A 25,809-nucleotide genomic window follows, 5' to 3' on the forward strand; every position below is an offset into this window, starting at 1 on the left:
GATCACTGGTCGCCGGGTGGCGGTCCGGCGGGTCGTCCGGCGGTCCGACGCCGAGGTCGACGCCGCACCGCGACCGCCGCCTCGGCGGTGCCGGCCGAATCGGTGGGTCCGAAGGTGGTCAACGGTGCCGACGGCGCGTCACCGTCACCGGTCAACACCACGGGCTCCGACGACGACGGCGGGGCCGCGGCCTGCCGGACCACGCGACGACGACGCCGCGGCTGGGGCGCGGCCTCTGCTGCCCGCGGCTCATCCGCCTCCTGCTCGGAAGGCGCGTCTGCAGTCGGCGCCTCGCCTTCCTGATCCGTGGTGGCGGAGGGAGCGTCGTCGGGAACCGACGACTCGTCGGCGGTCTCGGTCACGCTCGTCGCCGACTCGGTCGCAGGGGCGTCCTTCGCGGGGGCCTCGGTCGCCGGAGCCTCGGTTGCGGGGGTCTCGGTTGCGGGGGTCTCGGTGCCATCGGCTTCCGGCGCGTCGGTTCCGGTCTCCGCGTCGTGATCGTGGGAATGCGCCGCCATCGCGCGGAACATCGGATGCTCCGCGGGATTCTGTGCCGGCTTGTGTTGTTCCGCCGCGGGTTCGGACTTGCGCCGATTGCGCCGTGACCGCTTCGATCCACCACCGTCACTCTGCGAAGAATCGTCCGGACGGGCCTCGACGGGGTTCGCGTGCACGATGATGCCGCGGCCACCGCAGTGGGTGCACGGTGTTGAGAACGCCTCCAGCAGACCGGTGCCGAGTCGCTTACGGGTCATCTGGACGAGCCCGAGCGACGTCACCTCCGACACCTGGTGTCGCGTCCGATCCCGCGCGAGTGCCTCGGTCAGACGGCGAAGCACCAGGTCGCGGTTGGATTCGAGGACCATGTCGATGAAGTCGACGATGATCATGCCGCCGATGTCGCGCAGGCGCATCTGTCGCACGATCTCCTCGGCCGCCTCGAGGTTGTTGCGGGTGACCGTCTCCTCGAGGTTGCCGCCGGAACCGGTGAACTTGCCCGTGTTGACGTCGACGACGGTCATCGCCTCGGTGTGTTCGATGATCAACGTGCCGCCCGACGGCAGCCAGACCTTGCGGTCCAGCGCCTTCGCGAGCTGTTCGTCGATGCGGTGCACGACAAAGGAATCCGGCGCGTCGGCGTGGGTCTTCTCGAACCGTTCCACGCGGTCCATCAGATCCGGGGCCACCGAGCCGATGTAGCGCTCGACCAGGTCCCAGGCCTTCTGCCCTTCGACGACGAGCTTGCGGAAGTCTTCGTTGAAGAGGTCTCGAACGACCCGCACGAGCAGGTCGGGCTCTTCGTAGAGCGCCTTGGGCCCGTTGGACCCGGAACCCTTCTTGGCCGTCGCCACCGCGGCGTCGATCTCTTTCCACTGCGCTTCGAGTCGCGCGATGTCGGCGCCGAGTTCGTCGGCACTCACGCCTTCCGACGCGGTGCGGATGATCACGCCCGCGTCGTCGGGAACGAGTTTGCCGAGGATGCTCTTGAGTCGCTTGCGCTCCACGTCCGGCAGCTTGCGGCTGATCCCGGTCGAGGAACCGCCGGGCACGTACACGAGGTAGCGGCCGGCGAGCGAGATCTGGGTGGTCAGCCGGGCACCCTTGTGTCCCACCGGGTCCTTGCTGACCTGGACGAGCACACTGTCGCCCGGTTTGAGGGCCTGCTCGATCTTGCGCGAGCCCCCGTCGAGTCCGGCCGCATCCCAGTTGACCTCGCCGGCGTAGAGCACGCCGTTACGGCCACGGCCGATGTCGACGAAGGCGGCCTCCATGCCGGGCAGCACGTTCTGGACCCGACCGAGGTAGATGTTGCCGACCATGGAAGACGACGTCTCGGTGGTCACGAAGTGTTCGACGAGAACTCCGTCTTCGAGGACCGCGACCTGCGTGTAGTCCTCGATCGGCACCGCATGGTCGTGCCCGGCGGAACCAGGCTCGGTGATCGAGATGTTGGCGCCGCGCTCGCGGACCACCATCACCCGGTCGACGGCTTCGCGCCGGGCCAGGAACTCCGATTCGCTGAGGATCGGTGGTCGGCGACGGCCGGCATCGCGACCATCCCGTCGGCGCTGACGCTTGGCCTCGAGACGCGTGGAACCCGAGATCCCCTGGACCTCGTCGCGGGCCTTCTTGCTGCGCGGCTCCCGTTCGTGGACGACGGTGTTCGGCGGATCGTCCGGCGAACTGTCATCGGCGTCGGCGCCACCCTTGCGACGACGCCGGCGGCGGCGACGCTTCGACGACCCCTGCTCGGCGTCGTCGGACGAGGCGGACTCGTCCGCATCCCCGGACGAATCGGCGTCACCGGTGTCGCCGTCGGCGTCGGTGCCGGCCTTGTCCCCGCCGTTCTTGTCCCCGCGGCTCTTGTCCCCGCCGTCCTTGTCCCCGCTGCCGGCGTCGGCACCCTGGTCCTTGGCGTCGTCGTCGGATTTCTTGGACTTGGACTTGTCGGACTTGCCCTTCTTGCTCTTCTTGCCGGATGGGCGCGAGTCGTCGTCGGAGTCGTCGGTCGAGTTGTCGCCGTTGTCGGTCGATTCGTCGGTCGCCTGCTCGTCGTTGCCGCCGTCGCCCTGATCGCCACGCCCGCGGCCCCGGCCTCGGCGTCCACGACGACGACGGCGGGATCCGCGCTCGCCGTCGGACTGTCCGTCCTCGGAGCGACTGCTCTTGTCGTCCCCGCTGGTGTCGTCCCGGCTGTTGTCGTCCCGGCTGCTGTTGTCGCCCCTGCTGTCGTCCCCGGAGTCGGATTTCGACCGAGAGGGGCGACGCGCCGCCTCGACGGCCTGCGGCGACAGGAACAGTGGCTGGGCATCGACGTCCTCGACGGTCTGCCGCACCGGCTGGTGCTGGGTGTCGTCGACGGCCGAGAAAAGTGTGGGCGTGTCCGTGTCCGAGTCGGAAGCCGACGCCTCGGCGGCCGCCTCCGGCGACGGCTCGGTCCCTGTCTGGGTGGATTCTGTCTGAGTGGATTCCGTCTGGGTTGATTCCGTTTGGGCGTTCTCACCCTCAGGGCGGCCCGACTGCGCGTCAGCGCCCGACGGCTCCGCTGCCGGCGACTCGGCTGCCGGCGACTCCGCGACGCCTGCGGTGTCCGCGGCGTCGTCCACGGCCTCCGCCGCGGATTCGTCGACCGCGACGTGCTCACGCACGCGGGCGGCCACCGCCTCGGCGGTCTCCCGGTCGATGCTCGATTGCGGGCTACGTGTCTCGATGCCCAGGTCCGCGAGATGCGCCAACACCTGACGGCTGGTCAGTCCCAGCGTCCTGGCGAGGGCGTGCACTCGAAGCCTGGTGGGGAACTCCTCCGCCGATTCCGACGCTGCGTTCGCGTCAGCCGGCGACCCGTTGTCGGTCACTCAATCTCCTCGAGCCCCCGGGCGCGTCGGGCTGACGCGGCCACGCGAGGGCTTCTCTGTCTGTCCCGGTCTGCGAGGACCGGTGTTGTGTGGTCTTCGCGCGTTCTCTGCGATCTGAGTCGTCCCGGATCGCGAGGCGGCGCCTTGCGTTGTCGATGACCTCGACCGGCCGGCGTCTTCCACGCCACCGGGAGACCGACGGTGCCGGTTCTGATACCGACAGTGCCGTTCTGAAACCAACAGTGCCGGTCCGGTGGGGAAGACGCGCGAATCGGGGTGTCCGATTCCGGAATCGTCATCCGGCTGCCGACGACAAAGTGTGCCGTCGACAACTGTGCAAGTATCCCACACAACGAGTCGTTCCCCGCACACCACGCACTATTGACAGCTCCAACAGCGGGTGTGACGGGGAACGAGGAGGAAGAGGTCGGGTCAGACTCCCAGGTCAGGGAACCACAATGCGATTTCCCGCTCGGCCGACTCAGGCGAGTCCGAACCGTGGACCAGATTGTTCTGCGTGCTCAGTGCGAAGTCACCGCGAATGGTTCCCGGCACGGCCTTCTCGACCGGGTCGGTTCCGCCGGCGATCTGGCGGAATGCCGCCACTGCACGCGGCCCCTCCAGGACAGCGGCGACGAGCGGTCCCGAGGTGATGAACTCCAGCAGGGACGGGTAGAAGGGCTTGCCCTCGTGCTCGGCGTAGTGGCCGCGGGCCACGTCGTCGCTGACGGTCTTCAGCTCCAGCGCCACGAGCGTGAGGCCTTTGCGTTCGATTCGGCTGAGGATGTCACCGACGAGCGAGCGTGCCACGCCGTCGGGCTTGATGAGTACCAGGGTCCGTTCAGTCACGAGCACACCTTAGCGACAAGCGAGCGGCGCGGTCACGAACCGGGAGGCTCACGAACAATGCTCGCCGGCGACCGGGAAGAACCCGTAGTTGAACAGACTTCCGTCGCGTGCCTGCGGATCGACGACCACCTGGACGCACCCGCCCGGCGACTTCAGCGCCGCAGCCAGGGCCATGTCGAACTGGGCGGCCAGCGCGAGGTTCGCGGGCCGGTACTCCTGGGGCACCGGCAACGACGCCACCGCATCGGGCACCGCCAGCGACGCCGCCTGCTCGGTGACGTCGTGGGTGGCGAGGTAGCTGAACTCGCCGTCCGCGGTGGGCATCGGTGCGCCGGCCACCGGTCCGTCTTCCGGTGCCGGCGTTGCGTGAGCCGACGCACCGGCGACCGACGATCCGATCACGGCCAACGCGAATGCGGCGGCGGCACAAGGGCGGCGAAGACTGGAGATGACAGACAAACTATTCCTCACGTCATGGGTGGCACCAGGGGTTTTGCGGCTGGATTCGGTGGCTACGCCCATCTCGGCTCATCCCCCGGCAGCGACATTCTCACAGCATCTGCGGCCACAGGCGAGAGGCCGGGGGTCACAGTCGCGCAACACCTGTTGCAGCCGACGAAGTGCGCATCCATCGTGCCGAAGGTCCGGCAGTCAATCGTCGAGCGGTTCCTGCCCGGCCAGCATGCCCTTCGCCATCCGCTGCTCGACGTCGCGCTTGATGTACGCGATGTACACCCAGACGCAGAGGAAGATCACCCCGACCACGGCCACCGACCAGTGCAGGAAGCCGCCGGCGATCACGAGCGCCTGCAGCCCCAGGTCCAGGCGCAGGGCATACGACCGCCCCTGCATTCCCGCGGCGGCGATGAAGGCCACCACCACCAGCCCGAGGTATCCGCCGCTCAGCCAGGTGATACCCGGGCCGAGGTTGGCGACGATCGGGAACGCCAGGCCGATGACGATGACCTCGAGGATCAGCGTGCCCGCCATCACCCCGCGGAGCCCCTTCCAGGGATCCGTGGTCGGCGGACTGTAGCGCGTGGGCTCGCTCATGACGGCTCCTTGCCGAACAGGGTGCGGGCTGCGCCGGCGGTGACCACCGAACCGGTGATCACCACCCCCGCTCCCGCCACGGGTTCACCGTCGGACTCCTCGGCCAGCCCGATCGCGGTCTCCACCGCGTCGGGCAGGAACGGTTTCACCACGACGCGGTCCTCGCCGAAGATCGGCAACGCGATCTCGGCCAACGCCTCCGTGTCGAGCGCCCGCGGCGAACCGTTGTTGGTGAGCACGACGTGATCGAAGACCGGCTCGACCGCCTCGAGGAATCCCTCGGCATCCTTGTCGCCGAGCATGCCGACGACCCCGACCAACCGACGGAAGTCGAACTCCTCGGCCAGGGCGCGGGCCAGTGCCTCGCCGCCGTGCGGATTGTGGGCGGCGTCGACGAACACGGTTGGGGCATTGCGGACCCGTTCGAGCCGTCCGGGACTGGCGACCGCGGCGAAGCCCGCGCGGACCGCGTCGATGTCGAGCTGCCGGTCGGGGCCGGCGCCGAAGAACGCCTCCACGGCGGCGAGCGCCAACGCCGCGTTCGCGGCCTGGTGCGCGCCGTGCAGTGGTAGATAGACCTCGTCGTACACACCGCCGAGGCCCTGGATCTGCAGCATCTGCCCGCCCACCGCGGTGATCGAATCGAGCACCGCGAACTCCGAGTTCTGGCGCGCCACGATGGTGCCGGCATCGACGGTCTCGCGGAGCAGCACGTCCATCACCTCGGGTTCCTGCGGGGCGATGACGGTGACGGGATCGGTCGGCACCAACTCGTCGGCGGCCTTCTTGATGATCCCGGCCTTCTCGCCGGCGATCTCGGCGAGGGTGTCACCGAGATAGTCGGCGTGATCCATCGCGATCGGGGTGATGACGGCGACCGTCGCGTCCACCACGTTGGTGGCGTCCCACCGTCCGCCCATCCCGGTCTCGACCACCGCGACGTCGACGGGCGCCTCGGCGAAGACGGCATAGGAGATTGCCGTCAGCACCTCGAACTTGCTCATCCGCGGACCGCCGGTCGCGGTCGACGAGTCGTCGACCATGGTGATGTATGGCTCGAGTTCGCGGTAGGTGTCGATGTAGGTCCGCGCGCTGATCGGCTTGCCGTCCACCGAGATACGTTCGGTGACCCGCTGCAGATGCGGACTGGTGATCCGGCCGGTTCGACGGTGCAACGCGATCAGCAGCGCGTCGACCATGCGCGCCACCGAGGTCTTGCCGTTGGTGCCGGCGATGTGGATCGCCGGGTAGCCGTGCTGCGGCGATCCGAGGAGATCCATGAGAGCCGAGATCCGGGTCAGGGAGGGCTCGATCTTCGTCTCGGGCCACCGGGTGTCGAGTTCGGCCTCCACCTCGGCCAGTTCGGCCAGGGTCGCCGCGTCGTCGCCGGGCTCGACGGGTGCGGTGTCGGCCTCGTCGGGATCGCGTGCGTCCATCTCATCGAGCAGCGCGCCGAGATCCTCCGTCACGGGCCCGTCGGGGCCGAGGTGATCGCGATCCAGATCGTCGATCGGATCGTCGTCGTCGGACCGGTGGCCGTGGTCGCGGGGGCTCACACGCCCCCCAACGCGGCGAGGGCGCCACCGAGTCGCTCGACTTCTTCGGTCGCCACCCTCTGTCGCTCGCGGATCTTCGCGACGACGTGTTCGGGCGCCTTGGCGAGGAACTGCTCGTTGCCGAGTTTCCCTGTGGTGCCGGCGAGTTCCTTCTCCGCCGCGGCCAGGTCCTTGGCCAGGCGCTTGCGTTCTGCGGCGACGTCGACCGTGCCGGACGTGTCGATCCGGACGGTGACGGTGGCCGCGGACAGCCGGACGTCGATGGTGGCCGTGGCCGCGAACCCGTCGTCGGCACGCTCGAGGCGGGCCAGCGAGTCCAGGTAGGGCCGCGACGGCGCGAGACCAGTTGCGTCGAGGCCGTCGACCTCAGCCGCGACGCGCTGTCCGGGGCGCAGTCCCTGGTCGCTGCGGAAGCGTCGGACCTCGGTGATCAGGCGCTGCAGGTCGTCGACGTGTTGCGCGGCGACGGGGTCGGTGGCGTCGCCCTGCACGTGCGGCCATTCGGCGATGACCGCCGATTCCCGACCGGTCAGCGTCTTCCACAGCACCTCGGTGACGAACGGCACCACCGGATGCAGCGCACGAAGTAGCTTGTCGAGAACGGTTCCGAGAACCAGAGATGTTGCCCTGGAGCGATTCTCGTCGTTGTCGGCGAACTGCACCTTCGCCAGCTCCAGGTACCAGTCGCACACCTCGTCCCACGCGAAGTGGTACAGGGCCTCGCACGCCTTGGAGAACTCGAAGGCCTCGAAGCCGGCGTCGACCTCCGCGAGCACCGTGTCGAGTCGGTCCAGGATCCACCGGTCGACCTCGGTGAGCTCGGATCGGTCCGGCAGTTCACCCGGGTCGGCACCGTTCATCAGGGCGAACTTGGTCGCGTTGTACAGCTTGGTGGCGAAGTTGCGCGACGACTGGGCGTGGTCCTCCCCCACCGAGATGTCGCTGCCCGGGTTCGCGCCGCGGGCCAGCGTGAAGCGCAGCGCGTCGGCGCCGAAGCGCTCCACCCAGTCGAGCGGGTCGATGCCGTTGCCCTTCGACTTCGACATCTTGCGGCCGTGTTCGTCACGCACCAGCCCATGCAGGAACAGATGGTGGAACGGCACCGTCCGGCCTTCACCCATCTGCTCACCGACGTAGGTGCCGAACATCATCATCCGGGCCACCCAGAAGAACAGGATGTCGTAGCCGGTGACGAGGACGGATGTGGGATAGAACTTCTCCAGGTCCGCGGTCTGCTCCGGCCAGCCCATGGTGGAGAACGGCCACAGGCCCGACGAGAACCAGGTGTCGAGGACGTCGGTCTCCTGCACGTAGCCCTCGGGCGCCTCGTCGTCGGGACCGACACACACCACGTCACCGTCGGGGCCGTACCAGATCGGGATCCGGTGTCCCCACCACAGTTGGCGGGAGATGCACCAGTCGTGCATGTTGTCGACCCAGCCGAACCAGCGGGGTTCCATCGACGTCGGGTGCACCACCGTCTCCCCGGTGCGCACGGCGTCACCGGCCGCCTTGGCCAGCGAATCCACCTTCACCCACCACTGCATCGACAGCCGCGGCTCGATGGGCTCGCCGGTCCGCTCGGAATGACCGACGCTGTGCAGGTAGGGACGGACCTCCTTGACGATGCGCCCCTGTTCGGCCAACGCCTCGCGCACCTTCACCCGCGCCTCGAACCGGTCCATGCCGTCGAAGGGCGTCCCGGTGCCGACGATCTGCGCCTCGTCGTCCATGATGCTCGGCATCGGCAGGTCGTGGCGCTGCCCGATGGCGAAGTCGTTCGGGTCGTGGGCCGGCGTGATCTTGACGGCGCCGCTGCCGAATTCGGGGTCGACGTGGTCGTCGGCGACGATCGGTAGGCGCCGGTCGAGGAAGGGATGCTCGAGCGTGGTGCCGACCAGGTGGGCGTAGCGCTCGTCGTCGGGATTCACGGCGATCGCCGTGTCGCCGAGCATGGTCTCGACCCGGGTGGTGGCGACGACGATGTGCGGCTGATCGTCATCGAGGCTCCCGTATCGGAAGCTGACCAGCTCGCCCTCCACATCGGAGTAGCTGACCTCGATGTCGCTGATCGCCGTCTTGAGCACCGGCGACCAGTTGACCAGACGTTCGGCCCGGTAGATGAGCCCTTCGTCGTACATCTGCTTGAACACCGTCTGCACGGCCCGCGACAGGCCGTCGTCCATCGTGAAGCGTTCCCGGCTCCAGTCCACACCGTCGCCCAGGCGGCGCATCTGGGTGCCGATGTTGTCGCCGATCTCGGCCTTCTCCGTCCACACACGCTCGATGAACGCGTCACGTCCGAGGTCGTCGCGGGTCAGCCCGTCCTCGGCGGCGATCTTGCGTTCCACCATCGTCTGCATCGCGATGGCCGCGTGGTCCATGCCGGGCAGCCAGAGAACCTCGTAACCCTGCATCCGCCGCCGTCGCGCGAGGGTGTCCATCAGCACGTGCTCGTAGGCATGGCCCATGTGCAGGGAACCGTTGACGTTCGGCGGCGGGATGACGATGGAGAACGCGGGCCGGTCACTGGCCGCGTCCGCCGTGAAGTAGCCCGCGTCGACCCAGCCCTGATACAGCTGTGCCTCGTGTTCGGCGGGGTCCCAGGACTTCGGTAGCTCGTGGCTCGGATCGGGTGTGCTCACCCCACAATCTTAGGAAACGTCACGTCCTAGACATGGAGCCGGTGCAGGTCCTCGGGCGCGTTGACGTTGGTCAGCCAATCCGGATTGCCGACGGCGACGCGATGAGTGGTCAGCGCGTCCAACGCGGCGAGCATGCGGCGCTCGCCGCCTGCCGTGAGGTCGGCGATCACACCGGCCGCGTCCGTGCGGTACAGACCTGCCATCGGATGATCACGCTGGGCGTCGCTGGCGATCACCGCCTGGGTGGATTCGGTGACGCCCCGCAGGAGTTCGTCGATGAGCTCGGCGGTGATCAGAGGCATGTCGGTGGCGCACACGAACGCCCACCGGGCCCCGGTGTCGGCCGCGTGTGCCAAACCCACCGCGAGGCCGCCGAGTGGTCCTGCGCCGGGCGTCTCGTCGGTCACCCATCGCGCCTCGGGACCGCCGGTGCCGTACAACGCCTGGTATGCCGCCGACTCCTCGGGGGCGACCACCAGGACCGGGTCGCAGCGGCGGCCGACGATCCGCACGACGCGGGCGAGCAACGGCTCCCCTTCCCACTCGAGCGCCGCCTTGTCGCGGCCCATCCGCCGGGACCGTCCGCCCGCCAGCACGATTCCCGCGACCTGCGAATCCTGTTGTTGCATCATGCAGACCAGTCTCACCCACCGCAGACGAAAAACTCCCGGAAACACGGAAAGCGATCCGTGGTTCCGGGAGTCTGGTTATCGGGAGTCAGGCTCGAATTGGTCAGGCGCTCTTGTCGCGACGCTCGTCGCGGCTGGCCTTGCGCGGCACGATCGTCGGGAGGACGTTGTCGCTCACCGTCTCCCCCGTGACGACGACCTTCTCCACGTCGTCGCGGCTCGGGATGTCGTACATCACCGGCAGCAGCACTTCTTCCATGATCGCGCGCAGTCCGCGGGCGCCGGTGCCACGGTGGATGGCCTGGTCGGCGACGGCCTCGAGCGCGTCCTTGGTGAACTCGAGCTCCACGTTGTCCATCTCGAACAGCTTCGTGTACTGCTTCACCAGCGCATTCTTCGGCTCCGACAGGATGCTGACCAGCGACTCCTTGTCGAGATTGGTCACCGATGCGACCACCGGCAGACGCCCGATGAACTCGGGGATGAGGCCGAACTTGATCAGATCCTCCGGCATCACCTCGGCGAAGTGGTCGGTGGTGTCGACCTCGTCCTTGCTGGTGACCTCGTTGCCGAACCCGATGCCGCGCTTGCCGATTCGCTCGGACACGATCTTCTCGAGCCCGGCGAACGCACCGGCCACGATGAAGAGCACGTTGGTGGTGTCGATCTGGATGAACTCTTGATGCGGGTGTTTGCGACCACCCTGCGGCGGAACCGATGCCTGCGTGCCCTCGAGGATCTTCAGCAGCGCCTGCTGGACGCCTTCTCCCGAGACATCGCGGGTGATCGACGGGTTCTCGCTCTTGCGCGCGATCTTGTCGACCTCGTCGATGTAGATGATGCCCGTCTCGGCACGCTTGACGTCGTAGTCGGCCGCCTGGATCAGTTTCAGCAGGATGTTCTCGACGTCCTCGCCGACATAGCCCGCCTCGGTGAGCGCGGTGGCGTCGGCGATCGCGAACGGAACGTTGAGCATCTTGGCGAGCGTCTGCGCCAGGTAGGTCTTGCCGCAGCCGGTCGGGCCGAGCATCAGGATGTTGGACTTGGCCAGCTCGACGACCTCACCGCTGCGCGAGTCCTTCTTCTCCCCCGCCTGGATGCGCTTGTAGTGGTTGTAGACGGCCACGGCCAGGGTCCGCTTCGCGGTGTCCTGCCCGATGACGTAGTTCTCGAGGAAGTCGCGGATCTCGGCCGGCTTGGGGAGCTCATCGAGCTTCACGTCGCCGTTCTCGGCGAGTTCCTCTTCGATGATCTCGTTGCACAGGTCGATGCACTCGTCACAGATGTACACGCCGGGCCCGGCGATCAGCTTCTTGACCTGCTTCTGGCTCTTTCCGCAGAACGAGCACTTCAGCAGGTCGCCACCGTCTCCGATTCGTGCCATCTCGTGTACGTACCTTCCTGTTGCTCCGGTCGATTCGACGCACCGTCACCGCGCGCAGCCGGGCATGGGTCACTGTTCGGCAGTCGAATCGCCCAATAACCCGACGGTACCCGCGTGCCGCTCGAACTTCGACCGATAAAGGCAAATGTCGTACCCGAAGTTTCGGTCGCCGTCCATCTATCCGATTGTTGTGCCTGTCGTCACCCGCTGTGTCGGGTGTCGCCGGCACCCGGGCTCCCTGCCCGATCTACACCCTGCCCGATCTACACCGGCGCAGACGTCAAGGATGACTGCCGCGGCCGATGTTCGGCACGCACCTCGGCCCGGCGTGTCGGGACGAGGTGCGTGCCCGTCGGTCAGTGACTGACCTTCTTGAACGACTTCTTGCGGTACTCGAAGACCTCGTCGACGATGCCGTATTCCTTGGCCTGATCCGCCGAGAGGATGTTGTCGCGGTCGGTGTCCTTGCGGATCTTGTCCGTGTCCTGCCCCGTGTGTCGAGACAGGATCTCGTCGAGCCGGTTACGAATCCGCTCGATCTCGGCAGCCTGGATCTCGAGGTCGGACACCTGACCCTGGTAGGCACCACCGGTCCGCGGCTGGTGGATGAGGATGGTCGCGTTCGGCAGTGCGGCGCGCTTGCCCGGGGTTCCACCGGCCAGCAGGATGGCCGCGGCCGAGGCGGCCTCGCCCAGACACACCGTGACGATGTCGCAGTGCACGTACTGCATGGTGTCGTAGATCGCGAGCATGTCCGGAACGCTGCCGCCCGGCGAATTGATGTACATGGTGATGTCGCGGTCCGGGTCCTGCGACTCCAGCACCAGCAGCTGCGCCATCACATCGTTGGCAACCGTCTGGTCGATCGGGGTGCCGACGAACACGATGCGCTCCTCGAACAGCTTCGCGTACGGGTCGTACTGCCGCTGACCGTTCGGGGTGTGCTCGATGAACTGCGGGAGGATGTAGCGCGCCTCGATGCTCTTGATGGCGAGCGCCGACGACGGGATACCGGCGGCGACGTCGGCAGGCAGGGCGTCGAGGTCGAGGATGCGTGAATTGGTCATCTTCTGCTCCATAGGTGAGATGTGGCCTCGTGCTTGCAGTACGTGGACGGCGCTCAGGACGGGGTCACCGACCCGGCGCGGGTGACCACATGATCGACCAGCCCGTACTCAAGCGCCTGCTGCGCGGTGAACCACTTGTCGCGGTCCGAGTCGGCCTCGATCTTCTCCAGCGGCTGTCCGGTGAACTCGGCGTTGAGCCGGTTCATCTCCTTCTTGGTCGCCGCGAACTGTTCGGCCTGGATGGCGATGTCGGCTGCGGTACCGCCGATGCCTGCCGACGGCTGGTGCATCATGATGCGCGAGTGCGGCAGCGCGTGCCGCTTGCCCGGGGCGCCGGCGGCGAGCAGGAACTGGCCCATCGACGCCGCCATGCCCATCGCGTAGGTGGCCACGTCACATTCCGCGAGTTGCATCGTGTCGAAGATGGCCATGCCCGCGGTGACCGAGCCACCCGGCGAGTTGATGTAGAGGTTGATGTCGCGGGTCGGATCCTCGGCCGAGAGCAGCAGGATCTGCGCACACAACCGGTTGGCGATGTCGTCGTCGACCTGTGTGCCGAGGAAGATGATGCGCTCACGCAGCAGTCGTTCGAACACCGAATCGGTCAGGTTCAACCCGGCCACGCCCGAACTCAGTGTCGGGGTGTGGATGGTCGGCTCAGTCACTGTTCCTACCTTTGCCTGTCGTGGTGACGTGCGGTCTCACGACCGCGTCTACCGGTTTCCTCGGTCCAGCATGTCTCCGGAGACGAATCCGAACGTCCCCGGGATTCGTCGCAAGGTCCTCTTCGACCCTAACCAATGGGGTCGGGCGGACAGTCCCGATGACCCCGCTATTCGCTGAGAGCAGAACAGCCGGCGACGGGTACGGCGACCCGGCTCCGGCTGTTCGGCCAATCTCGTGCTGACGTGTGTCAGCTCTCGTCGTTGTCGTCCGACTCGTCGTCGGGGGTTCCGAAGAACTCGTCGGTGTCGACGGTCTCGCCACTGCTGTCGGTGACGGTCACCTCCGACACGATCCCGGCGAGCGCCTTGCCGCGTCGGACGTCGGCGTACACCGCGCCGACCTGTCCGGCGCTCTGCAGCTGCTGGATGAACTCCTGCGGCTGCATGCCGTAGCGCTGGGCCTGGAACAGGATCTGCTGGGTCAGCTCGTCCTGGCCGACCTCGGTGTCCTGCTGGTCGGCGATCGCATCGAGCAGCAACTGGGTCTTGACCGACTTCTCGGCTTCTTCACGAGCCTCGGCGTCCCACTCCTCGCGGGTCTTGCCCTGCGCCTCGAGGAACTTCGCGACCTGCTCGTCGTCGTGGCCGAGCGCATGCACGATCTGATGCTGCTGGCCCTCGACCTCTTCGGCGACGACCTTCTCCGGCAGCGGGATCTCGACCTTGGCGATCAGCTCCTCGAGTACCTTGTCGCGGATCGCGTTGGCCTGCTCCATCTTCTTGGACTGCTTGACGCGGTCGACCAGGCTCTCGCGCAGCTCGGCAACCGTGTCGTGCTCGCTGGCCATCTGCGCGAACTCGTCGTCGAGCTCGGGCAGCTCGCGTTCCTTGACGGAGTTGACGGTCACGGTGACCTGCGCCTCGTCACCGGCGTGGTCGCCGGCGACCAGCGTGGTGGTGAACTCCTTGGTCTCGCCCGCCTTCACGCCGATCAGCGCCTCGTCGAGGCCGTCGATCAACTGCCCGGAACCGACCTCGTGCGACAGGCCCTCGGTGGATGCCTCGTCGACGGCCTCACCGTTGACCGTGGCGGCCAGGTCGATGGACACGAAGTCGCCGTTCTCGGCGCCGCGGTCGACACCCTTGAGCGTGCCGAAACGCGCACGCAGACCCTCGACCTGCTCATCGACCTCGGCGTCATCGATCTCGATGGCGTCGACCTCGACGGCCAGCGTCGAGTAATCGGGGAGTTCGATCTCCGGCCGGACGTCGACCTCGGCGGTGAAGGTGATCGGGTCGCCGTACACGAGATCGGCCAGGTCGATCTCGGGCTGGCCGATCGCCTTGGTCTCGGTCTCGGCCACCGCCTGCGAGTACTTGCCCGGCAGCGCGTCGTTGACGACCTGCGCGAGGATGGAGTCGCGGCCGACGCGGGCCTCGATCAGCTTGGCGGGCGCCTTGCCCGGGCGGAAGCCGGGGATCCGGATCTGCTGAGCCAACGACCGGTAGGTCCGGTCGAACTCACCGGAAAGCTCCTCGAACGGTACTTCGACATTGAGCTTCACCCGGGTCGGGCCGAGCTGCTCGACGGTGCTCTTCACGCCTGCTCCTTACATCTGCATTTCTGCGTCGGTGTCACTGTCTCTGCGGGCTGGAGCGGTCGTACCGCCGCCACACGAGTCGGGATGACAGGATTTGAACCTGCGACCCTCCGCTCCCAAAGCGGATGCGCTACCAAGCTGCGCCACATCCCGGCGACCCTGATCGACGAACGCTTCGCCGACCGGCGACAACGCAGAGCAGGGCCAACAGAAGATAGTACGTGGGCCTTTGCCGACCACCTAAACGGGTGGGCACCCGCTCACATGACCACGACTCACCGGACACCGATTTCGGGTTCCGACATCGCATTGGGTACAGTCTTGGACGCACGCGACGCCGGTGGCGATCCCACAGGTGACGCGGCACGCGGGTGTAGCTCAATGGTAGAGCCCTAGTCTTCCAAACTAGCTACGCGGGTTCGATTCCCGTCACCCGCTCCATCTCTGCCTTGTCTCCCTGCCGGGTTCAGGTCAGCCTCCTGTGATCCACGCCACTTCAGGCGTAGGGTTGGGGCATGTCTTCCAGCCACACCAAGAGCCAGCGAAAGTGTCCGAGCTGCGGGGCAAATCTGTACGTCCGCAAGGACGTCGCGCAGTCGGAGTCCGGCCACGGCCGGGTGGACGTGATGTTGGTCTGCCGCGACGAGGCGTGCATCGAGCCGGCACGCCACCTGCGCACCGAACACCCCCAGCCCGCCTGACCCCCGATCCCCGTACACGCACGCCACCGGTCGTGCGTGCGAACGCGGCGGCGCGAGCGACTCCCGTTCTGCGCCTTGGCCTGAGCCCCGCCACGTGCCGCCGATTCCCCGCTCGATCGCAGTCGGATCACGGCCGCAGAACCCGTCGGCCACACAACCCGTGCGAACTCCACGCTTGTGACGGTTATCACACCGTCTGGGTCGACCGACCCGCTCACCACGCAGTTCTGCGCAACGCCCACGCACGTGGGGTGTGTTGGCCTGCTGTTCGCCGACGCGACTTTGGCCCGATGGCAACGTTTGTGTAACGATGGTTCAGCGCTCCGGGGGATGCGCTTCAGTAACTCAAACTGCAAAGGTCTCTCTGTGTTCACATCGAAGCCTTCTCGTCGCGCGCGTCGGGGCACGACGCGACGTGTGGTGGCCACCATCATCGGTGCAGCCGCCGTGACGCTCATGCTGCCGATGACCGCCGGCGCCGCACCCGTGACCGTCATCCCGGGTCTCCCCCCGGTGGAGGTCCCCGAGATCCCCGGCGTGCCGCAGATCCCCGGTGCTCCGACGACCCCGAAGACCACGACTCCGGCGCCGGAGCCGCCTCCGACGACCACGGAGACCCCGAAGGGTCCGGCGATCCCGAACGTGAAGACCTCGACCGGGTGGATCGCGATGGCTGATGACGCGACGCACCAGATCACCTGGTGGCACAACGGCAATCAGGTGAAGACCATGCCGATCTCCATGGGCTCGGACAAGCACCCGACTCCCAACGGTGTGTACTACACCAAGGAGAAGTACCGCGACATGTACATGGATTCGTCCACGTACGGTGTGCCGGTCGACTCCGCGGAGGGCTATCGGACGTATGTCGAGTACGCCACGCGCATGTCGTGGGACGGCATCTTCATCCACGCCGCACCCTGGTCGGTCGAGCAGCAGGGCCGCAGCAACGTGAGCCACGGCTGCATCAACATCAGCACCGAGAACGGCAAGTGGGTGTTCAACACGATTCCGCGTGACACGCCGATCGTCGTGCGCGGCACCATCGGCCCGGACTACATCCCCGGCAGCTGACGCAACGTTTTCCACTTCGGGCCCGGACATCAAGTCCGGGCCCGAAGTTTTTGCGTCGGTGCGGGTCTCGACCCGTGTCGGACTCGCTCGAACCCCAGTGAGGATCAGCGGTTGGGGTCGGCGTCGGGCATCCCGTCAGCCGATCGCCGGCTCCCCCGCATCCAGATCCAGGCGGTGGCCCTCGGCGCGGACGCGGGCGATCGCCCGCATCTTGTTCACCGCATCCAGCGCCGCAACCTTGTACCCCTCGGCCAGGGTCGGATAGTTGAACACGGCGTCGACCAGGTAGTCGACGGTGCCGGACAACCCCATGACGGTCTGGCCGATGTGGACGAGTTCTGCCGCGTTGCTGCCGAACGCGTGGACGCCGAGGAGGGTCCGCTCCTCTGCGTGGACCAGCAGTTTGAGCAGACCGTACGAGTCACCCATGATGGCGCCGCGGGCCAGTTCCCGATAGCGGGCCACGCCGACCTCGAACGGGATGTTGGCCGTGGTGAGTTGGTCCTCGGTCCGTCCGACGAAGCTGATCTCGGGAATCGCGTAGATGCCGATCGGCTGCAGGTCCGCGTCGGTCGCTCCGACCGGCTCGTCGAACGCGTGGTAGGCCGCCCGTCGCCCCTGTTCCATCGAGGTCGCCGCCAGTGCCGGGAACCCGATGATGTCGCCGACCGCGTAGATGTGGTCGACGGTCGTGCGGAAATGTTCGTCGACCTTCAGTCGGCCACGGGCATCGGCGGTCAATCCGGCAGCCTCCACCCGCAGTTCGTCGGAGACGCCCTGCCGGCCTGCGGAGTACAAGACGGTGTCGGCCGGGATCTTCTTGCCCGATTCCAGGATGGTGAGAGTGCCCGACGGATGATTCTCCACTGTCCGCACGTGCTCGCGGTATCGGAAGGTGACACCTCGTTCGCGCAGTTGGTACTGCAACGCCTCCACGATCTCCCGGTCACAGAAGTCCAGCATCGTGGGCCGCTGCTCGATGACGGTCACCTTGGTCCCGAGGGCAGCGAACATCGACGCGTACTCGATGCCGATGACGCCGGCACCGACGACCACCATCGACCCCGGCACCCGGTCCATGGCCAGGATCTGGTCGGAGTCGACCACGGTGATGCCGTCGAACTCGACCGTCGACGGCCGAGCCGGTCGGGTGCCGACGGCGATCACGAAGTGGTCGGCGCTGACACGCTTCAGGTCCCCGGTCGCATCCTCCACGGCGATCTCGTGCGGGTCGACGAAGTACGCGTTCCCGATGAGCATCGTGACGGAGTTGCGGGCCAGCTGATTCTGGATGACATCGATCTCCTTGCCGACCACGTGCATCGTCCGCGCCGACAGGTCGCTCACGGTGATGTCGGATTTCAGGCGGTAGGACTGGCCGTAGAGCTCTCGTTGGTTGAGCCCCGTCAGATACAGAACGGCCTCGCGGAGCGTCTTGGAGGGGATGGTGCCGGTGTTGATGCACACGCCGCCGACCATGTGGCGGCGTTCGACGATCGCGGCCCGTTTACCCAGCTTCGCTGCGGCGATGGCGGCCTTCTGCCCGGCCGGTCCGGAGCCGATCACGACGATGTCGAAATGATCCACGGTGCTGTCTCCACTCGATCCGGATGCGCTGGGCGCACCACACGCTCCGCTCAGTGTCACCCTCACCGATCTCTGCCGACTCCGCAGCAGCACACTGTTCCACGGGATTTAACACCGCCGAATCAATCCACCACGGTCGGAGCGCGACCCTCCGTTGATCGAGTAGACCGGCGCGCGACCCTCCGTTGATCGAGTAGACCGGCGCGCGAACCTCCGTTGATCGAGTAGACCGGAGCGCGACCCCCCGCTGATCGAGTAGACCGGAGCGCCACCCCCCGCTGATCGAGTAGACCGGAGCGCTAGCGGAGGTCGTATCGAGATCCCGTTCGGCGCCAGAGGATCTCGATACGGTCTCGCCTAGCGGCTCGACCTACTCGATCAGCAGTTGGGCCCCTCCCGCAGATCGAATAGACCCGAACGCCACCCCCCGCTGATCGAGTAGACCGGAGCGCGACCCTCCGTTGATCGAGTAGACCGGAGCGCTAGCGGAGGTCGTATCGAGATCCCGTTCGGCGCCAGAGGATCTCGATACGGTCTCGCCTAGCGGCTCGCCCTACTCGATCAGCAGTTTGGGGCCCCTCCCGCAGATCGAATAGACCCGAACGCAACCCCCCGCTGATCGAGTAGACCGGAGCGCTAGCGGAGGTCGTATCGAGATCCCGTTCGGCGCCAGAGGATCTCGATACGATCTCGCCTAGCGGCTCGACCTACTCGATCAGCAGTTTGGGACCCCTCCCGCAGATCGAATAGACCCGAACGCAACCCCCCGCTGATCGAGTAGACCGGAGCGCTAGCGGAGGTCGTATCGAGATCCCGTACGACGGCAGAGGATCTGAATATGGTCAGCGGTTGGGGGGCGGCTCGACCGGCGGAGGTCACGCGGCCAGTTCGCTGTCCAAGGCACTGCCGGCGCACCCGACCGGGGAGAACGTCGCCTGCACCTGGAGCCACCGGGCGAGGGCCTGGCATCCCGTGGTGTCGGGGTCCGTGACCGGCGCGCGCCGATAGGGTTCACGCGCATACGATGTGTGCCGCCCGCCGCGGGGATTTCGCAGCTCAACCGAATGCCAGCGGAGTGTGCCGGGCAGGTACCCGGCGATCTCACGCATCGCCGTCCGCACCCGCTCGAGGTCGCGGCGGACCTGTTCGAGCCCGGGCGAAGTCCGCGACGCATTCTGAAAACTGTTGGTACGCAGCACTGTCCACAGCTGCGATACCCATCGTCCGATGCCGCCGAAGGCCAGCGCCGCCGTGAGGTCCGCGATGTCGCGGACAAACGAGTCCGCGGTCGCGTTGCAGATCATGTCGTCGGGCGCACCGACCCAGTATGTCGGCACACCGGCCGGCATCGGTCGGCCGGGACCGGCGACTCCCCAGCCGGCGCAGCCGGTCACGGCTCCGGGCGGTTGGTGCGGGTCGGCGACGAGACCGACCGCGAGCACACGGTCGACGAGGGGATCGCCGGCGTCGGACAGTTCGGTGATGGTGTCGCGGATGACCACTGCGCCTTGGGAATACCCGATCAGTGCGATCGGGCCGTCGACCTCCTGAAGTCGTCGACGCAGTTCGCGGGTGCCGATGTCGAGGCTGTCGCGGTAGCTCATGCCGACCAGACGTGGAGCCGGGCCGTAGCTGGCCGGGTAGCCGACCCATCGACAGGTGAATCGCTCGTCGAGGTGCGTGGTGACCTCACGCAGCAGACCCGCAACCTCCGACCGCTCGTCACCGGCGAAGGATTCGCCGGTGCCGCCCACCGCGAAGAGGGTCACGCGCGGCCGGTCGGCGGGTCCGGTCTCCGCATCAGCCATGTGTCCATGGTGCGGGTCGCGGATGAGAAAATCACTGAACCACGCTGAGTGTCGGCTGTGACGATGACGGCCGGCGGCGAATCGGCTACGGCTGGCAGGTGGGACACCAGTAGAGGTTCCGGCCCTCGAGTTCCGCGACCCTGATCGTCGTGCCACACACCCGACAGGCCTCACCTGCACGTCGGTACACATAGGTCCGCGGTCGGTCGGGCGCGTAGGACCCCGGGCCGTGGTCGTCCTCCGGACGGACGACGTGGATGCGGCCGCGTCGCACGCCCACACGCATCAGCGCGGTGAGGTCCTCCCACATCGCCTCGACCGAGTCCGTGGACACCGCCCGCCCCTCCCGGTACGGGTTCATCGAGGCCCGGAAGAGCAGCTCGGCACGGTAGACGTTGCCGATTCCGGCGATCACCTTCTGGTCCATCATCAACGCAGCGATCGGGCGCCGGGAGCGGCCGATCGCCGACACGGCACGAGTCGGATCGGCGTCAGGACGCAGCGGGTCCGGCCCCAGGCGCGCGATGAGTTCGTCGAGGTCGGCGGGCGTGAACAGTTCGCACGCGGTCGGGGCCCGCAGATCGACGCCGACCCGGGTACCCTCCATCCGCATCCTGACCTGCCCCACCGGCGCGTCCATCGGCACCGGCGCTTCCGTGAACGCCCCGTACAAACCGAGATGCACATGGATCATCCGTCGCCCGGCGCGCGCCCCAGCTGCTGCGTGCGCCGGCCGGAAATGCTGGATCAGATGCTTGCCCCACGCCTCCGCCCGCGCGAACACCATGCCGTCGACCGCGTCGGCACCGTCGAGAAACCTGCCCTGCGGGCTGGTGACGTGGACCTGTTGACCGGCGAAAACCCGTTGCTGGCGCCGCGCCAACCGGTGCAGGGTATGACCTTCGGGCACCGTGTCGTCGGATCAGGCGCGTTCAGCTGTTGCCGGGGACCGCGGGCGCCTCGCCGGTTCGCTCGTACTCCGCGAGGATGTCGATCCGACGCTGATGCCTCGGCTCGTCCGACCACGCCGTTGCGATGAACGCATCGACGATGGCGAGTGCCTCGTCGGTGCTGTGCATCCGACCGCCGATGCCGATCAGCTGGGCGTTGTTGTGCTGGCGCGCGAGCTGCGCGGTCTCCACGCTCCAGGCCAGCGCACATCGTGCCCCCGGCACCTTGTTGGCGGCGATCTGCTCGCCGTTGCCGCTGCCGCCCAACACGATCCCGAGGCTGCCGGGATCGGCGACGGTCCGCTTCGCGGCGTCGATACAGAACGCCGGGTAGTCGTCGAGAGCGTCGTACTCGTGGGCTCCGCAGTCGACGACCTCGTGGCCGGACGACCGCAGATGATCGGCGATGAGGTTCTTCAGTTCGAATCCGGCATGATCGGCACCGAGGTAGACACGCATGGCGCCACTATAGATTGGTCGCGTGGACGCTCATTCGCCGATACCCAACGTTCCCGGCGTCGCCGACGCGGCATCCCCCAGCGGTGACCGACCCGCTGCGGGCGGTGAGCCCGCGGCGGGCGCATTCTGGCTACCCCCGGCCCGGTTTGCGGCCCGGCCGCGGCTGCATCCATGGGAGATCCCGATGCTGATCCTGGTCATCGCGGCCACGCTCGTGGGCTATCTCGCGATCGTCTGGCTGGTGATCCTGGGCCAGTTCAGCGAGTATTTCCTGCTGTTGCTGGCACTGCCCCTCATCCTGCTGCTCATCCGCGGTCTGACCTATGCGGGGCCGCGCGTGAACGGTGTGCAGATGACGCCTACGCAGTTCGCCGAGGGATATCGCATGGTCGTCGAGGCAGCGGCCCGCTATGGGCTCGAGTACGTGCCGGACGCGTATGTGGTGCTCGGCAACGGCATGGTCAACGCGTTCGCCTCGGGCCACGGGTTCCGGCGGTACGTCGTCGTGTACTCGGATCTGTTCGAGATCGGCGGACGCGCCCGCGACCCCGAGGCACTCGAGTTCATCATCGGACACGAGATCGGCCACATCGCCGCCGGCCACACGTCCTATTGGCGGCAGCTGGCGACCAGTGTGGGGATGAACATCCCCTTCGTCGGTGCGGCATTGTCGCGGGCTCAGGAGTACACCGCCGACAACTACGGCTACTACACCCGGCCGGCCGGTGCACCCGGCGTCGTGGGTGTGCTCTCGTCCGGCAAGTACATGCTGTCTGCCGTGGACTTCGACCAGTTCGCCGACCGCGCCACCCACGAACGAGGATTCTTCACCTGGGCGGTCAACGCATTGGCGTCACACCCGGTGCTCACCTGGCGGGCCGCGGCCCTCCGGGACCGCACCCGTCCGGGCGCCATGCTCTTCCGGCCACGCACCATCGTCCGCGGTGTCGGCAGCGGAAATGTGGTCCCGGTGCCGCCGCCACCGCATCCGGCAGCCGTGGCGCCGGGATCACTACCGAACGGGCTGTCGATGCCGCCGAGGGTCTGAGACCCTGGCACCTCAGTCGAACTGAGGGTCCTCGTTCCGGGAGCGCTTCAGCTCGAAGAAGTGCGGGAAGGACGCGAGGGCGACAGCCCCGTCCCACACGGTGCCGGCGGTCTCCCCACGCGGAATACGGGACAGTACCGGCCCGAAGAACGCAACGCCGTTGACATGGATGGTCGGCGTACCGACATCGTCGCCGACCTTGTCCATTCCCTCGTGGTGACTGGTGCGAATCCAGTCGTCGAACTCGTCGGAGTCGGCCGCCGAGGCCAGAGCTGCGTCGAGGCCGACCTCGTCGAGCGCCTCGGCGACAACCTGGTCCAGATCGTCGACGCCCTTGTTATGGATGCGTGTGCCCATCGCGGTGTAGATCGGCGCGAGGATCTCGTCACCCTTCTGCGCCACCGCGGCGGCGATCACCCGGACCGGACGCCAGGCCTGCGCGAGCTTCTCGCGGTACTCGTCGGGAATGTCCTTGTTCTCATTCAGCACGGCGAGGCTCATGAGATGGAAGTTCACGTCGATGGGCCGGACCTGCTCGGCTTCGAGAATCCACCGGGACGTGATCCAGCACCACGGACACAACGGGTCGAACCAGAAATCCACCCGATCGCGCTGCTGTTCCGATGTCTGTGTCGTCGTCATCGACTGCCCTTCCGCTCTGGTACATGGTTCGACCTGCTCCCCAACTGCAACCAGATTGCGCTCCGAACATTCCCGTTAAGCTGGCCTCCGGACCACGATTCGAGAGGTGATGGACGGACTGTGACTGCTCCCAATCTGACCCGCGACCAGGCGAAGGAACGCGCCGCAACGCTGGACGTCGGCAACTATACGATCGAACTCGACCTCACCGACGGCGACGGCGCGCCGGGTGTGAAGACGTTCCGGTCGGTGACCACGGTGACCTTCACCGCAACGGCCGGCGCGTCCAGTTTCATCGATCTCGTCGCCCCGACGCTGATCTCGGCGACCCTCAACGGCACCGAACTCGACGTCGCCGACTTCGACGAGTCGGTCGGGATCGCACTGCCGGACCTCGCAGCCGAGAACACACTCACCGTGGTCGCCGACTGCGCCTACTCCAACACCGGCGAGGGACTGCACCGGTTCGTCGACCCGACCGACGACGCGGTCTATCTCTATTCGCAGTTCGAAACCGCCGACGCCAAGCGGATGTTCGCGTGTTTCGACCAGCCCGATCTCAAGGCCACCTACACGATCACCGTCACCGCTCCCGACGACTGGAAGGTGATCTCCAATGCCGCGGTGGTGAACACGCTCAAGGCCGAGTCCGGACCGAACGGTGGCACTGTCCACCGGTTCCGCGAGACCCCGCTGATGAGCACCTATCTCGTGGCCTTGATCGCCGGCCCGTATGCGGAGTGGACCGACACCTACAGCGACGACCACGGCACCATCCCGTTGGGGATCTACTGCCGCACGTCGCTGGCCGAGCACATGGACGCCGACCGCCTGTTCACCGAGACCAAGCAGGGATTCGGCTTCTACCACAAGAACTTCGGTATCCCCTATGCGTTCGGGAAGTACGACCAGCTGTTCGTCCCCGAGTTCAACGCCGGAGCCATGGAGAATGCAGGTGCGGTGACCTTCCTGGAGGACTACGTCTTCCGGTCGCGGGTGACGAAGTACCTCTACGAGCGTCGCGCGGAGACCGTCCTGCACGAGATGGCCCATATGTGGTTCGGCGATCTCGTCACCATGCAGTGGTGGGATGACCTGTGGCTCAACGAGTCCTTCGCCACGTTCGCATCCGTGCTCTGCCAATCGGAGGCGACGGAGTACACCAACGCGTGGACCACCTTCGCCAACGTCGAGAAGTCGTGGGCGTACCGTCAGGACCAGCTGCCGTCCACGCACCCGGTCGCGGCCGACATTCCCGACATCGCCGCGGTCGAGGTCAATTTCGACGGCATCACCTACGCCAAGGGCGCCTCGGTCCTCAAGCAGTTGGTCGCGTATGTGGGCCTGGAGGACTTCCTGGCGGGACTGCGTGACTACTTCGCCGCGCACGAGTTCGGTAACGCCACGTTCTCGGATCTGTTGACGGCACTGGAGAAGTCGTCAGGACGCGACCTGTCCGACTGGGGTACCCAGTGGCTCAAGACCACCGGTATCAACGTGATCCGCCCGGATTTCGAGGTGGACGACGACGGTCGGTTCACGCGATTCACGATCGTGCAGGATGGCGCCCGGCCGGGTGAGGGCGAGACCCGGGTGCACCGGCTCCGCGTCGGTGTGTACGACGACAACGGCTCCGGCGCACTCGAACGCACGCAGAGCGTCGAGCTTGACGTCGAAGGCGAGCGGACCGACGTCGCCGACCTCGTCGGCGTCCCGCGCGGAGCGCTCATCCTGCTGAACGACGACGACCTGACCTACGCGTCGGTGCGCCTCGACCCGGACTCGCTGGCCACCGCGACCTCACGGGTCGGTGACATCGTGGACCCGATGCCGCGCACCCTGGTGTGGTCGGCGGCATGGGAGATGACCCGGCAGGCCGAGATGGCGGCACGTGACTTCATCGAGCTCGTGCAGCGCGGTATCGCCGCGGAGTCCGAGATCGGCGTCGTGCAGCGCGTACTCATGCAGGCGACGAGCGCCTTGGAGGCCTATGCCGATCCGGAATGGGTCGCCGCAACGGGTCGGCCGTCGTTCAGCGCCCGGCTACTCGAACTCGCACGGGCGTCGGAGGCGGGATCGGATCATCAGTTGGCCTTCGTCAACACCTTGCTCGGTGGTCGGTTGAACGACGACCAGATTCCGGCCGCACAGGCACTCCTCGACGGGGCAGACCCCTCCGAGCACGGTCTGCCCGGGCTCGTGGTGGACACCGACATGCGGTGGAAGCTGGTGCACGCGTTGGCAACCGTCGGTGCGATCGACACCGATCCCGCGAGTTCACCGGTGATCGACGCCGAGGCGGCACGTGACAACACCGCCACCGGGCAGCGACAGGCGGCGGCCGCACGCTCGTCCCGACCACTCCCGGAAGCCAAGGCGGACGCATGGACGCAGGCCACCGAGGACGATTCGTTGTCGAACATCTACACCCGCACGATGATCGAGGGATTCGCACGGCCCGGCCAGTCGGAGTTGCTGGGCGAATACGTCGCGAAGTATTTCGCCGCGGTGCCCGACCTCTGGGCGCGGCGGTCCAGCGAGGTCGCGCAGACGGTGGTGGTGGGGCTCTATCCGCACTGGGCCATCGACGACGACGGACTCGCGGCGGCGGATGCATTCCTGGCCGGCGACCATCCGCCGGCACTCAAACGGTTGATCTCGGAGGGACGGGACACGGTGGCCCGGTCGCTGCGCGCCCGCCGGTTCGACGCCGAATCGGCATCCTGACGTCGGCG

At 67.0% G+C, this 25,809-nt stretch carries 20 protein-coding genes and 2 tRNA genes; 5 read left to right on the forward strand and 17 right to left on the reverse strand.

Annotated elements, in window-relative coordinates; translation table 11 throughout:
- Positions 1 to 2 precede the first annotated feature (2 nt).
- The 12 genes from VZC37_RS10300 to VZC37_RS10355 all read right to left on the reverse strand — a co-directional run bounded on the left by VZC37_RS10300 (position 3) and on the right by VZC37_RS10355 (position 14,958).
- A complete protein-coding gene (locus VZC37_RS10300; RefSeq protein WP_330432358.1) occupies positions 3 to 3,356 on the reverse strand; it encodes a translation initiation factor IF-2 N-terminal domain-containing protein in 3,354 nt (1,117 codons plus the stop codon).
- Between the two features lie 432 nt (positions 3,357 to 3,788).
- A complete protein-coding gene (ndk, locus tag VZC37_RS10305) occupies positions 3,789 to 4,205 on the reverse strand; it encodes a nucleoside-diphosphate kinase (RefSeq protein ID WP_330432359.1) in 417 nt (138 codons plus the stop codon).
- A 48-nt stretch (positions 4,206 to 4,253) separates the two neighbouring features.
- Entirely contained in the window at positions 4,254 to 4,664 is a 411-nt protein-coding gene (locus VZC37_RS10310; RefSeq protein WP_330432360.1) for a hypothetical protein, read from the reverse strand.
- A 192-nt stretch (positions 4,665 to 4,856) separates the two neighbouring features.
- Positions 4,857 to 5,258 (reverse strand): DUF4233 domain-containing protein, encoded by a 402-nt coding sequence (locus VZC37_RS10315; RefSeq protein ID WP_330432361.1) that lies wholly within the window; start codon positions 5,256 to 5,258, stop codon positions 4,857 to 4,859.
- Entirely contained in the window at positions 5,255 to 6,694 is a 1,440-nt protein-coding gene (folC, locus tag VZC37_RS10320; RefSeq protein ID WP_330432519.1) for a bifunctional tetrahydrofolate synthase/dihydrofolate synthase, read from the reverse strand. Before folC ends, VZC37_RS10315 begins: the two co-directional genes overlap by 4 nt.
- A gap of 116 nt (positions 6,695 to 6,810) precedes the next feature.
- Positions 6,811 to 9,459: a valine--tRNA ligase gene (locus VZC37_RS10325; protein ID WP_330432362.1), complete on the reverse strand. Its 2,649-nt coding sequence runs from the start codon at positions 9,457 to 9,459 to the stop codon at positions 6,811 to 6,813.
- Positions 9,460 to 9,485: 26 nt separating this feature from the next.
- Positions 9,486 to 10,088: a molybdenum cofactor guanylyltransferase gene (gene mobA / locus VZC37_RS10330; RefSeq protein WP_431309387.1), complete on the reverse strand. Its 603-nt coding sequence runs from the start codon at positions 10,086 to 10,088 to the stop codon at positions 9,486 to 9,488.
- A gap of 103 nt (positions 10,089 to 10,191) precedes the next feature.
- Positions 10,192 to 11,472: an ATP-dependent Clp protease ATP-binding subunit ClpX gene (gene clpX / locus VZC37_RS10335; RefSeq protein ID WP_330432364.1), complete on the reverse strand. Its 1,281-nt coding sequence runs from the start codon at positions 11,470 to 11,472 to the stop codon at positions 10,192 to 10,194.
- Between the two features lie 356 nt (positions 11,473 to 11,828).
- The gene (locus tag VZC37_RS10340) at positions 11,829 to 12,539 is read right to left on the reverse strand and encodes an ATP-dependent Clp protease proteolytic subunit (protein WP_330432365.1); all 711 of its coding nucleotides are present in this window, start codon (positions 12,537 to 12,539) and stop codon (positions 11,829 to 11,831) included.
- Between the two features lie 53 nt (positions 12,540 to 12,592).
- Entirely contained in the window at positions 12,593 to 13,204 is a 612-nt protein-coding gene (locus VZC37_RS10345) for an ATP-dependent Clp protease proteolytic subunit (protein ID WP_330432366.1), read from the reverse strand.
- A gap of 248 nt (positions 13,205 to 13,452) precedes the next feature.
- A complete protein-coding gene (tig, locus tag VZC37_RS10350; protein WP_330432367.1) occupies positions 13,453 to 14,805 on the reverse strand; it encodes a trigger factor in 1,353 nt (450 codons plus the stop codon).
- Between the two features lie 79 nt (positions 14,806 to 14,884).
- A tRNA-Pro gene (locus VZC37_RS10355) sits at positions 14,885 to 14,958 on the reverse strand.
- Between the two features lie 214 nt (positions 14,959 to 15,172).
- Between VZC37_RS10355 and VZC37_RS10360 the strand changes: the two genes are divergently transcribed.
- From VZC37_RS10360 to VZC37_RS10370, 3 genes are all read left to right on the forward strand, one after another.
- Positions 15,173 to 15,246 (forward strand) — tRNA-Gly (locus VZC37_RS10360).
- A gap of 74 nt (positions 15,247 to 15,320) precedes the next feature.
- Positions 15,321 to 15,506, forward strand: coding sequence for a hypothetical protein (locus tag VZC37_RS10365; protein ID WP_330432368.1), 186 nt, complete (start codon positions 15,321 to 15,323; stop codon positions 15,504 to 15,506).
- A 330-nt stretch (positions 15,507 to 15,836) separates the two neighbouring features.
- The gene (locus tag VZC37_RS10370) at positions 15,837 to 16,580 is read left to right on the forward strand and encodes a L,D-transpeptidase (protein ID WP_330432369.1); all 744 of its coding nucleotides are present in this window, start codon (positions 15,837 to 15,839) and stop codon (positions 16,578 to 16,580) included.
- Positions 16,581 to 16,715: 135 nt separating this feature from the next.
- Here VZC37_RS10370 and sthA read toward each other — a convergent pair whose 3' ends face one another.
- The 4 genes from sthA to VZC37_RS10390 all read right to left on the reverse strand — a co-directional run bounded on the left by sthA (position 16,716) and on the right by VZC37_RS10390 (position 21,384).
- Complete coding sequence (gene sthA / locus VZC37_RS10375) at positions 16,716 to 18,167, reverse strand: Si-specific NAD(P)(+) transhydrogenase (protein WP_330432370.1); 1,452 nt, start codon at positions 18,165 to 18,167, stop codon at positions 16,716 to 16,718.
- A gap of 875 nt (positions 18,168 to 19,042) precedes the next feature.
- Positions 19,043 to 19,975: a PE-PPE domain-containing protein gene (locus VZC37_RS10380; RefSeq protein ID WP_330432371.1), complete on the reverse strand. Its 933-nt coding sequence runs from the start codon at positions 19,973 to 19,975 to the stop codon at positions 19,043 to 19,045.
- An 85-nt stretch (positions 19,976 to 20,060) separates the two neighbouring features.
- Positions 20,061 to 20,885 carry an Fpg/Nei family DNA glycosylase gene (locus VZC37_RS10385; protein ID WP_330432372.1) on the reverse strand — a complete coding sequence of 275 codons (825 nt, stop codon included), beginning with the start codon at positions 20,883 to 20,885 and terminating at the stop codon, positions 20,061 to 20,063.
- A gap of 22 nt (positions 20,886 to 20,907) precedes the next feature.
- Positions 20,908 to 21,384, reverse strand: a complete 477-nt coding sequence (locus VZC37_RS10390; RefSeq protein ID WP_330432373.1) for a ribose-5-phosphate isomerase — start codon at positions 21,382 to 21,384, stop codon at positions 20,908 to 20,910.
- A 22-nt stretch (positions 21,385 to 21,406) separates the two neighbouring features.
- On the opposite strand from VZC37_RS10390, the gene VZC37_RS10395 reads away from it, so the two are divergent.
- Positions 21,407 to 22,432: a M48 family metallopeptidase gene (locus VZC37_RS10395; RefSeq protein ID WP_330432374.1), complete on the forward strand. Its 1,026-nt coding sequence runs from the start codon at positions 21,407 to 21,409 to the stop codon at positions 22,430 to 22,432.
- Positions 22,433 to 22,444: 12 nt separating this feature from the next.
- Here VZC37_RS10395 and VZC37_RS10400 read toward each other — a convergent pair whose 3' ends face one another.
- Positions 22,445 to 23,074 carry a DsbA family protein gene (locus VZC37_RS10400; RefSeq protein WP_330432375.1) on the reverse strand — a complete coding sequence of 210 codons (630 nt, stop codon included), beginning with the start codon at positions 23,072 to 23,074 and terminating at the stop codon, positions 22,445 to 22,447.
- A gap of 120 nt (positions 23,075 to 23,194) precedes the next feature.
- Here VZC37_RS10400 and pepN point away from each other — a divergent pair, with 120 nt between their 5' ends.
- Positions 23,195 to 25,801: an aminopeptidase N gene (pepN, locus tag VZC37_RS10405; RefSeq protein WP_330432376.1), complete on the forward strand. Its 2,607-nt coding sequence runs from the start codon at positions 23,195 to 23,197 to the stop codon at positions 25,799 to 25,801.
- Positions 25,802 to 25,809: the final 8 nt, after the last annotated feature.

Source organism: Gordonia sesuvii (genome assembly GCF_036350415.1).
GTDB lineage: Bacteria > Actinomycetota > Actinomycetes > Mycobacteriales > Mycobacteriaceae > Gordonia > Gordonia sesuvii.

Coding starts and splice junctions, on each gene's coding strand:
- VZC37_RS10315 (WP_330432361.1), bottom strand. CDS start 5,258: ATGAGCGAGCCCACGCGCTACAGTCCGCCGACCACGGATCCCTGGAAG.
- folC (WP_330432519.1), bottom strand. CDS start 6,694: ATGGACGCACGCGATCCCGACGAGGCCGACACCGCACCCGTCGAGCCC.
- mobA (WP_431309387.1), bottom strand. CDS start 10,088: ATGCAACAACAGGATTCGCAGGTCGCGGGAATCGTGCTGGCGGGCGGA.
- clpX (WP_330432364.1), bottom strand. CDS start 11,472: ATGGCACGAATCGGAGACGGTGGCGACCTGCTGAAGTGCTCGTTCTGC.
- VZC37_RS10340 (WP_330432365.1), bottom strand. CDS start 12,539: ATGACCAATTCACGCATCCTCGACCTCGACGCCCTGCCTGCCGACGTC.
- VZC37_RS10365 (WP_330432368.1), top strand. CDS start 15,321: ATGTCTTCCAGCCACACCAAGAGCCAGCGAAAGTGTCCGAGCTGCGGG.
- VZC37_RS10370 (WP_330432369.1), top strand. CDS start 15,837: ATGCGCTTCAGTAACTCAAACTGCAAAGGTCTCTCTGTGTTCACATCG.
- VZC37_RS10380 (WP_330432371.1), bottom strand. CDS start 19,975: ATGGCTGATGCGGAGACCGGACCCGCCGACCGGCCGCGCGTGACCCTC.
- VZC37_RS10390 (WP_330432373.1), bottom strand. CDS start 21,384: ATGCGTGTCTACCTCGGTGCCGATCATGCCGGATTCGAACTGAAGAAC.
- VZC37_RS10400 (WP_330432375.1), bottom strand. CDS start 23,074: ATGACGACGACACAGACATCGGAACAGCAGCGCGATCGGGTGGATTTC.